This is a genomic window from Acinetobacter sp. Ag2, assembly GCF_001005515.1.
In the GTDB taxonomy this organism is placed as follows: Bacteria; Pseudomonadota; Gammaproteobacteria; order Pseudomonadales; family Moraxellaceae; genus Acinetobacter; species Acinetobacter bereziniae.
The window spans coordinates 264,141-272,492 of sequence record NZ_LBNA01000058.1; the positions used below are offsets into that span (position 1 = coordinate 264,141).

General features: G+C 39.3%; 8 protein-coding genes. 5 read left to right on the plus strand and 3 right to left on the minus strand.

The features are described from left to right. Positions 1-77 precede the first annotated feature (77 nt). From upp to AAV97_RS19200, 3 genes are all read left to right on the plus strand, one after another. Positions 78-713, plus strand: a complete 636-nt coding sequence (upp, locus tag AAV97_RS19190) for a uracil phosphoribosyltransferase (protein WP_004827961.1) — start codon at positions 78-80, stop codon at positions 711-713. A gap of 64 nt (positions 714-777) precedes the next feature. After that, positions 778-1,887 carry a hypothetical protein gene (locus AAV97_RS19195; RefSeq protein ID WP_046761440.1) on the plus strand — a complete coding sequence of 370 codons (1,110 nt, stop codon included), beginning with the start codon at positions 778-780 and terminating at the stop codon, positions 1,885-1,887. Between the two features lie 56 nt (positions 1,888-1,943). Continuing rightward, the gene (locus AAV97_RS19200; protein ID WP_046761441.1) at positions 1,944-2,681 is read left to right on the plus strand and encodes an excalibur calcium-binding domain-containing protein; all 738 of its coding nucleotides are present in this window, start codon (positions 1,944-1,946) and stop codon (positions 2,679-2,681) included. A gap of 334 nt (positions 2,682-3,015) precedes the next feature. On the opposite strand, the gene gigC is transcribed toward AAV97_RS19200, so the two are convergent. Next, complete coding sequence (gene gigC, locus AAV97_RS19205; RefSeq protein ID WP_004827965.1) at positions 3,016-3,897, minus strand: LysR family transcriptional regulator GigC; 882 nt, start codon at positions 3,895-3,897, stop codon at positions 3,016-3,018. Between the two features lie 82 nt (positions 3,898-3,979). On the opposite strand from gigC, the gene AAV97_RS19210 reads away from it, so the two are divergent. Beyond that, positions 3,980-4,741: a ferredoxin--NADP reductase gene (locus AAV97_RS19210; protein ID WP_046761442.1), complete on the plus strand. Its 762-nt coding sequence runs from the start codon at positions 3,980-3,982 to the stop codon at positions 4,739-4,741. Between the two features lie 71 nt (positions 4,742-4,812). Here AAV97_RS19210 and thiO read toward each other — a convergent pair whose 3' ends face one another. Together thiO and hemB are read right to left on the minus strand one after the other, a co-directional pair. Next, positions 4,813-5,940 (minus strand): glycine oxidase ThiO, encoded by a 1,128-nt coding sequence (thiO, locus tag AAV97_RS19215; protein WP_046761443.1) that lies wholly within the window; start codon positions 5,938-5,940, stop codon positions 4,813-4,815. Positions 5,941-6,235: 295 nt separating this feature from the next. Further along, positions 6,236-7,246: a porphobilinogen synthase gene (gene hemB, locus AAV97_RS19220; protein WP_171248753.1), complete on the minus strand. Its 1,011-nt coding sequence runs from the start codon at positions 7,244-7,246 to the stop codon at positions 6,236-6,238. A gap of 99 nt (positions 7,247-7,345) precedes the next feature. Between hemB and AAV97_RS19225 the strand changes: the two genes are divergently transcribed. After that, on the plus strand, positions 7,346-7,879 hold the full coding sequence (locus AAV97_RS19225) for a thioesterase family protein (protein ID WP_004827972.1): 534 nt from the start codon (positions 7,346-7,348) through the stop codon (positions 7,877-7,879). Positions 7,880-8,352: the final 473 nt, after the last annotated feature.

Here is an 8,352-nt window from a genome sequence, read left to right on the forward strand (position 1 = left end):
GAGGGCTTTTCTTATCTCTTATATAAAAAACAATTATAATAGCGGAAATTTACTTTTATCCTTTTAGGTAATCTCCTGTGTCAATTCAAGAAATCCGTCATCCGCTTATCCGTCATAAACTTGGTCTATTACGCCGTGCTGATATAAGTACCAAGAACTTTCGTGAGCTTGCTCAAGAAGTGACTATGCTTTTGACTTATGAAGCGACTAAAGATTTACCAGTTTGTGATCACGAGATTGATGGCTGGAATGGCAAGGTAAGTGTAGATCGTATTGCCGGTAAAAAAATTACGGTTGTGCCGATTTTACGTGCGGGTATTGGGATGCTCGATGGCTTCTTGAACCTCATTCCAAGTGCTAAGGTTTCAGTATTAGGGCTTGAACGTGATGAAGAAACTTTGGAAGCACGTACCTATTATAAAAAATTAGTTCCAGATGTTCAGAATCGTTTAGCCATGATTATTGATCCAATGCTGGCAACAGGTTCGTCTTTGGTTGCTGCAATTGATGTATTAAAAGCCAGTGGTTGTAAAGATATCCGTGTGATGGTGCTTGTTGCTGCACCAGAAGGGATTAAACGTGTTGAAGCTGCACATCCTGATGTAACGATTTTTACTGCCTCTATTGATCAAGGCTTAAACGAAAATGGCTATATCGTACCGGGCTTAGGTGATGCAGGTGATAAAATTTTTGGTAGTGTGCAAAAAGATTAAAATTTAGTATGATCAAAGGAGGCGATAGGGGCCTCCTTTTTTTATTCTAATAAATGAGAAAAAAATGTTTCGTAAGGGGATAGTCATTTTTTATGATGAAAAATCTGCTAAGGGCTTAATAGAATTAAAAAACGATCATCAACAAGTTGTTTTTAAATTAGAAGATTTTTCAAACCAAACTGTTCTCCCACAACTTGGAGAGCGGATTAAGTGTGTTGTGCTGGAACAAAATGGAGAAGTTTTAGCTAAATTTATCGTACGTCTAGATCATAAAAACTATGTCACTGATCCAAACCGATCTTTACCTATTCAGCATTTATATGAAGAAAATGTCTATGAGAATGTAAGAAAAGCGCGAAAGGCACATAAGAAAAGAAGAGTGATTGAGGATGAGCAATTACCAGACAATGTTCAATCATTGACAAGACCTGCGTTGCAAGCCCAAACGATGCAAATGAGTGAAGACATAAAACTGGATGTTGTTGTACAAGACATATGTAGTCCAGAAAATAAGACTCAAGAACAGCCCAGTCAAGACAAACAACTACAAGATTATGCGCCAACACTATCGTATCAAGTCGAAGACAAATCATTATTGACAGATCCAAACCTTGTTAATATAGGCAAAGATACAGCTGAAGCAATTTCTGCAATAGCACTATTCGATACAGTCCAAATCTCGAAAACTGAACCATCTTTAGCCCGAATTCAAACGGACAATCGTGCTGCTCAAAAAAATATAAGCCTGCACTGCGAAAGTGAGGAAAGAGCGATCGTCCATGAAAAGCAACAGAACTTGGGAGATAGCAAGCGTGAAGCTGTTGTTGATCTTCAGACGCAAACTGTAGTTTTAACGCATCCAGTTGAACATAGAATTCTTGAAAAAAATATGCATTTGAATGTGTTACAGCAATTTTTTCAAAATATTAAAATTCAATTCTTTTATTCTAAACGTAAGCAGCCGAAGAAGAAAACAGCTTCTGAACCAGCTATACGGTTGAATCCTTGGATAGTCATTATTGGCATTATTTTATTTATCGGTGTAAATTGTGTTATGTATGCCATGGATCGTTATAAGCAGTACAAAATTGAAAGTGTAATGAAGTTACAACAATATCAACAGCAACAAAAAGATGCAATTAAACAGCAGAAACGCGAGGCATACTCGCGCTAAGTCTCTGAAATGAGTAAAATATATTGTGATTCATAAGTATTTATAAGAGAAATGCTATGTTTTATTTGGGGCAAATCATTGAGTATCACGATGATAAAGGATATGGGCTTTTATTAGATCACCACTCTGCACAAACCGTGGCGTTTTATATTGCCGATTTTCCAAAAGAAGGGGGACAGCCTAAAAAGGGTGAAACCATCAAATACGTTGTGATCAATGATAAAGGTACGTTTAAAGCACATCAAATGATCCGTTTAGATGTGGCGATGAGCAATGATCTTAAAAGTAAAAAGGTGGATATCGATAAACAAAGAAATATTTTAAGGGCAAGTCAAACGGATAGTCGTAAATTCGGTTTTATTTCTTTTGTAATTTTGGTGATGGTTTTTGGATTGGTTTATTTTAGTTTTGCGGCTTGGACCCAATATCAAAGTTATCAAAAAGATCAACTGGCAAAATTTGAATTGTTTGAACAACAACAGAAACAAATTGTAGCGCAACAGCGAAAAGAAGTAGGTTATGTAAAACCTGTAAAATTTAGTGAAAAATCTGAAAATGCTTTAAATGGAAAAAATGAGGCATTGCGTGTACAAAATGCGCCTGCTGTAGCCATGACTGCAAATACTCCTGCAGTGGCTTCCACAAATACATCACCATATCGTTGTGATGGAAGAACCCATTGCAGTCAGATGAATTCCTACGAAGAAGCATTGTTTTTTATTCGGAATTGTCCAAATACTCAAATGGATGGTGATCATGATGGTCAACCATGTGAACGCCAATTTGGGCATTAACCCATTCAAAAAGCAAAAGAAAAGCTCCACGTGGAGCTTTAAAACTATTTAATTTGAGTTCGATAAAAATTCTTGATGAAATATGATACTCGGAACCGTCATCCGCAGTTGTTTGAGGCAGGACTACTTTTATAAAGTATTGTTTCTGCGACTGATTGAATGTGTTGCTGGTGATTGACGAGTTTTGCGGATGACAGTGGTTTTGCCTACTTTTCCCGAAAGAAAAGTAGGGCGAGCCGCAGGCTGATCCTGAAATTGGGTGAAAAATCAACAAGACTCCGCCGAGACTTATTGTTTTCCAATAAGTTGAAGATGTGGTTACATCGAACTCACGTTATTTACTTTCACAAAACTTCATGAAGGCTCTTAAGCCGGGACCTTGGTATTTCTGACGGTGTACCAACATAAACAATGGACGAGCCAGTTGCCAGAAAGGAGTATTTAGAATCACCAATTGTCCCTTATCCAGTAAGGGTTGAATAGCCAATTTAGAGATACACGACATACCTAAGCCACCAGCGACTATTTTTAAGATGGCTTCGTTATGACCCAATGTTAAGCGGATATTGGCATCTTGAAGGTCTTTAAGAATCGCATTATCAAATACTTCACGTGTTCCAGAGCCTTCCTCACGTAAAATCCATTCTACATGTTGGAAATCAGATTGTCTGAGTTCACGATGTAAGTTGGCAAGAGGATGACTAGGTGAACAGCACACGGCAAGCTCATCATCACGCCAATGTATACATTGCAATTGAGGTAAGAAACAAGAGCCTTCGATTAAAGCCAAATCAAGTTGAAACTGATTAACTGCTTCGATCATCTGGCGTGTATTACCGACTTGAAGCTGTAAATGAGCTTGGGGTTGAATTTGTAGGAAATCCGCCATTAAATCAGGCATTAAGTAATCACTAATGGTCAGTGTGGCACCAATGCGTAAGTCAATACTTTGCAATTCACCTTTGGCGGCTTGTTCAAAAGCTTCACAGCGACCTAAGATTTCTAAAGCTTGTGGCAATAGAAATCGTCCTAAATCATTTAATTGTAGTCGTTTCCCTAAACGGTCAAACAGAGGAGCACCCAAACCATCCTCTAAGTCTGCCAAAGCCATACTTGCTGCACTTTGAGTTAACCGAACTGCATCACTTGCTTTGGTTACGGTACCTTCCTGAGCGACAGCAACAAACACAGCCAGTTGGCGTAAAGTCATTCGCATAAGTAGAGCCTTAACATTTTAATATTCATACATTATATAGGCATGCTACCATGAGCACTATGTTTCATGCCACGAAGAAATTATGTCAATTGAAAAATTTAGCATAGAAAAGGTCTTATCTGTTCATCGTTGGACGAATACGCTTTTTAGTTTCACCATGACTCGACCCGCTCATTTTAAATTCACCGCAGGGCAATTCGCTCGAATCGGTTTAAAAGTCGGTGATGATTTGGTGGTAAGGGCTTATTCCGTGGTTTCCTCGCCTTTTGATGAAACACTGGAATTTTTTTCAATTGTCGTGCCCGATGGTGCATTCACGTCAAATTTACAACATCTTAACGTGGGTGATGAACTGTATTTGGAAAAAATTCCATACGGATTCTTAACTTTAGCACGTTATCAATTACCACTTCCGCAAGACTTGTGGTTACTGGCAACAGGTACGGGATTGGCGCCATTTATTTCGATGTTACAAGACTTTGAAACATGGTCAAAATACCAAAAAATCAATTTGGTATATAGCGTAAGAACCGCATCTGAATTGGCCTATGTGGATCGTATCCAAGAGATCGCAGAGCAATTTGGTGAAGGGCATACAGGATTTAAATTTATTCCTATTATTACACGAGACCCACACGCAGCCTTGCATGATCGCTTACCGATATTGATTGAAAATGGTGAGTTGGAAAAAGCTGCTGATTTACACTTTAATGTCGAAACCACACATGTCATGTTGTGCGGTAATCCACAGATGGTCGATGATACCAAAGCGGCGCTTAAAGCCCGTGGTTTAACCATGAACCGCCGTGGTGAAGGCAATATTGCTGTTGAAAATTATTGGTAAATGATCTATTCAGATGAGAGAAAGATATCAAGGATCTTTCTCTTCACAATCAGAAAATATTTTCTGCTAAATTACGTGACGATTCTTAATGCGGCATTTTGCATCAGCCGTTCGGTTGAATAGGCGTTAGCATCTACAAACGTTTCCTGTTTTAAAATCAATTGTCTAAGCAGTTGAGCTGAGGCTGGTCCCATACATAAGCCATTACGATAATGTCCAAAGTTCGCCCATAAATTATTGAGCTCTGGCATTTTTCCAATATAAGGAATGCCTGTTGGCGAGCTTGGGCGCAAGCCAGCCCATTGCTTCACAATTGGAAAATTGGCCAATTCAGGCACCATTTCAATACACGCTTTATAAATGCTTTGTTGTACAGAGATACTAGGGCGATGATCAAAGCCAATATGATTCATACTCGAACCGCATACGATATGTCCATCTGTACGTGGAATGAGATACATGACGTTGTTCATACACATGGTTGGAAGCCAGTTTTCAGGAGTTTTAAACAACATCATTTGACCTTGAACAGGATTAACAGGAATCGTTAGCTGCAACTGCTCACTCCAACAATTAGACCAAGCACCTGTTGCAATCACAAAATGATCAGCTGAAAAGTCTTGTCCATTTGCAGTTTGAACAGATTGAATCTGTTCATTTTGAATATTAAATTTCTCAATCCATGTGTTTTCACGGATATCAGCCAAAGGATGTTGTTTTAGATAGCTGATCAGTGATTTGAGTAGCCGAGGGTTGCGTACATTGGCTAACTGTGGAAAGTAGATCGCATGTTGAAATTGTTCAGAAATTTGTGGATTAACTTGTTTAAGTTTTTCTCTGGATAAATATTCACAATGTTGCATGGGTTCTTGGTATTGGTCTTTATAATTGAGTCCAATCTCAAAATCTGCTTCGTCGAAGATCAACATGCCAGTTTCATGAATTTCAAAGTCTATACCCGTTTGAGGGAGTAGTTTTTTATTCCAATCCTGATAAAGTTGTTTGCCATATTGAGCCAAATGGTTGACTTCTTGTGGATAGCGCCAAGGGTACATCGGAGACAGAATACCACCGCCTGCCCAAGAAGCGGCTTGTCCAGCATGTTGTTGATCGAATAGGGTGACTTTACAGCCTTGTTCAATAAGTTCAAGTGCACTGAGTAAGCCACTTACTCCAGCACCAATAATGGCAATATGCATGGTGTATTCTGTAAAAGTAAATAAATTTGAATGAACGAGAGTTCAACCTACATTTCTGAACGATGGCATCATCACAAAATGATTTTGATCATTCAATTAACTTTTGATTTGACCTACTGTGTTAACTACAGTAGATCAAACCAATTCAAAGCGCATTGCGCTTCATCGTTAAACATTTTTTGCGACCTATAAGGGAGTCCATCCATCGCAAAAAATTTACATTTAAAATCTAGCCCTATTGAAGACAATAGGGGATGACATCCATAGGTATCGTTTATAGCAGCGTGAGAATTTACTACATCTGTTTTAATTGACGTGCTGCATCTTCCGCATAATAGGTCCAGATACCATCTGCACCAGCACGACGGAAGCACATCAACGACTCCATAATCACACTCTCAGATAACCAACCATTTTGAATCGCAGCAGCAAGCATGGCATATTCACCACTGACTTGATAAACGAAGGTTGGCACACCGAACGTATCTTTGACTTCACGGACTACATCCAAATATGGCATACCAGGTTTAACGATCACCATATCAGCACCTTCTTGAATATCGAGCGCAATTTCATGCAATGCTTCTGCACGATTGCCGACATCCATTTGGTAATTGTACTTATTACCACCTTTGAGGTTGGATGATGAACCTACTGCATCACGAAATGGACCATAGAAACTTGAAGCATACTTTGCAGAATACGCCATGATATTGGTATAGATAAAATTATTACTTTCTAAAGCTTGGCGGATAGCTCCAATCCGTCCATCCATCATGTCGCTTGGTGCAATGACATCAGCACCTGCCTCAGCATGACTTAAAGCTTGTTTAATGAGACATTGTACAGTTTCATCATTCAGCACATAACCTGTATCATCAATGATGCCATCCTGACCATGCGTAGTATATGGATCTAATGCACCATCAGTAATCAGCACCATTTCCGGAAGTTCTTTTTTCAAAAGACGTAAAGTATTTTGAACTAATCCGTCTTCATGCCATGCCGCTTCAGCTGTTAAACTTTTGTCTTCTTGTGGTGTAACTGGAAATAGGGCAAGTTTTGATACGCCAAGTTCTAATAGTGTTTCAGCTTTTTTTAGCAATAAATCTGCCGATAAGCGCTGAACATTTGGCATACTGGGTACATCTTGGGACTGGTTTTGCCCTGGAAGTACAAATACTGGGTAAATGAGATGGTCTGCCGTAAGTTGTGTTTCTCTCACCATCGCTCGAAGTTTGTCGTTTTTACGGATACGGCGCATACGAGTGGCTGGGAAAGCAGGACGATTGAACGTATAAGTCATAACAATCTCGATGTTCAGTATTAAACTAGGCACATATTGTAGCCCTTTCATATTTTTTTTGGGAAAAAGCTGAAGTTTTTTCTCATTATTGGTTTCGAAATGATGATGAGTGATTCTCCTAAAACTGATTCTGCGCAGAGCGAATCACAAAAGAAGTGGACTGGTAACTTACATTTAGGTGCAAAAGCAGATCTAAATGTCGTCCTTAACCAGTTGACCAAAGCGTTTAATGGTTCACCTTATTTTTCGCATAACAACATGCAAATGCGTGTAGTAAATGATGAAATTGAAGGGTATATCGAAATGAAGCCTTATCTGATTGGCAATGTTGCATTTCAAATCTTGCATGGCGGTGTTGCTGCGACACTGTTAGACAGTATTGGTGGGATTGTTGCAATGGGTGAGTTGTATAAACGAGCCGAACCAGACCAGCTTCCAGATACGCTCAAAAAAGTTTCTCGACTTGCAACTGTGGATATGCGTGTCGATTATCTGGCGCCCGGTCGTGGTGAATATTTTATCGCAAAAGCTGAAACCTTAAGAATGGGACGTAAGGGGTGTACGATGCGGATGACCATGGTCAACAATGAAGGTAAGGCGATCGCAACTGCAATCGCATCGTATGCCTATTGATCATGCTGACAAAGTGTACTAGGCAGTACACTTTTGTATTGTTTATGTCAATATAAGCCATCGGAAAGCATATTTTGATGGCTTATTTGGTTTTAAAAAAAATATGAATAGCACAGGGTCTATTGACAGTTCGTCTATGCTTGCGACTGTGTGTGTGTTTTAGTCGATACTAGGCACGGAGTACGAAATTTAGTCATTCTAAATAAGTAGTTCGTAACGACGTAGCGGCAAAAAACACAATAGTCCCGAAGGGTTGTGGCTAAAATTATCTCAGCCTGCGTTATGAAATTCGAAAATAGTCTCGCTATTCTCTTCATTTCATGCCTTGCCTGCTCAATTTTAACCTACAACGCAAGCCATTTACGAAATGTCCACAGCCCCTAAATTCTTTCTGGAGAAATCTATGTCGTTCAAAAGTTTTGAACGTACACCAGTGAATCTGAGCATCTTAATGATGCTCAGTTTTGGTTTGG

What these genes read in the sequence shown, in the direction of transcription:
- thiO (WP_046761443.1), bottom strand. Translation starts at nt 5,940, where the DNA reads ATGCATATTGCCATTATTGGTGCTGGAGTAAGTGGCTTACTCAGTGCA.
- AAV97_RS19210 (WP_046761442.1), top strand. Translation starts at nt 3,980, where the DNA reads ATGTCAATTGAAAAATTTAGCATAGAAAAGGTCTTATCTGTTCATCGT.
- AAV97_RS19195 (WP_046761440.1), top strand. Translation starts at nt 778, where the DNA reads ATGTTTCGTAAGGGGATAGTCATTTTTTATGATGAAAAATCTGCTAAG.
- AAV97_RS19225 (WP_004827972.1), top strand. Translation starts at nt 7,346, where the DNA reads ATGATGATGAGTGATTCTCCTAAAACTGATTCTGCGCAGAGCGAATCA.
- hemB (WP_171248753.1), bottom strand. Translation starts at nt 7,246, where the DNA reads ATGACTTATACGTTCAATCGTCCTGCTTTCCCAGCCACTCGTATGCGC.
- AAV97_RS19200 (WP_046761441.1), top strand. Translation starts at nt 1,944, where the DNA reads ATGTTTTATTTGGGGCAAATCATTGAGTATCACGATGATAAAGGATAT.
- gigC (WP_004827965.1), bottom strand. Translation starts at nt 3,897, where the DNA reads ATGCGAATGACTTTACGCCAACTGGCTGTGTTTGTTGCTGTCGCTCAG.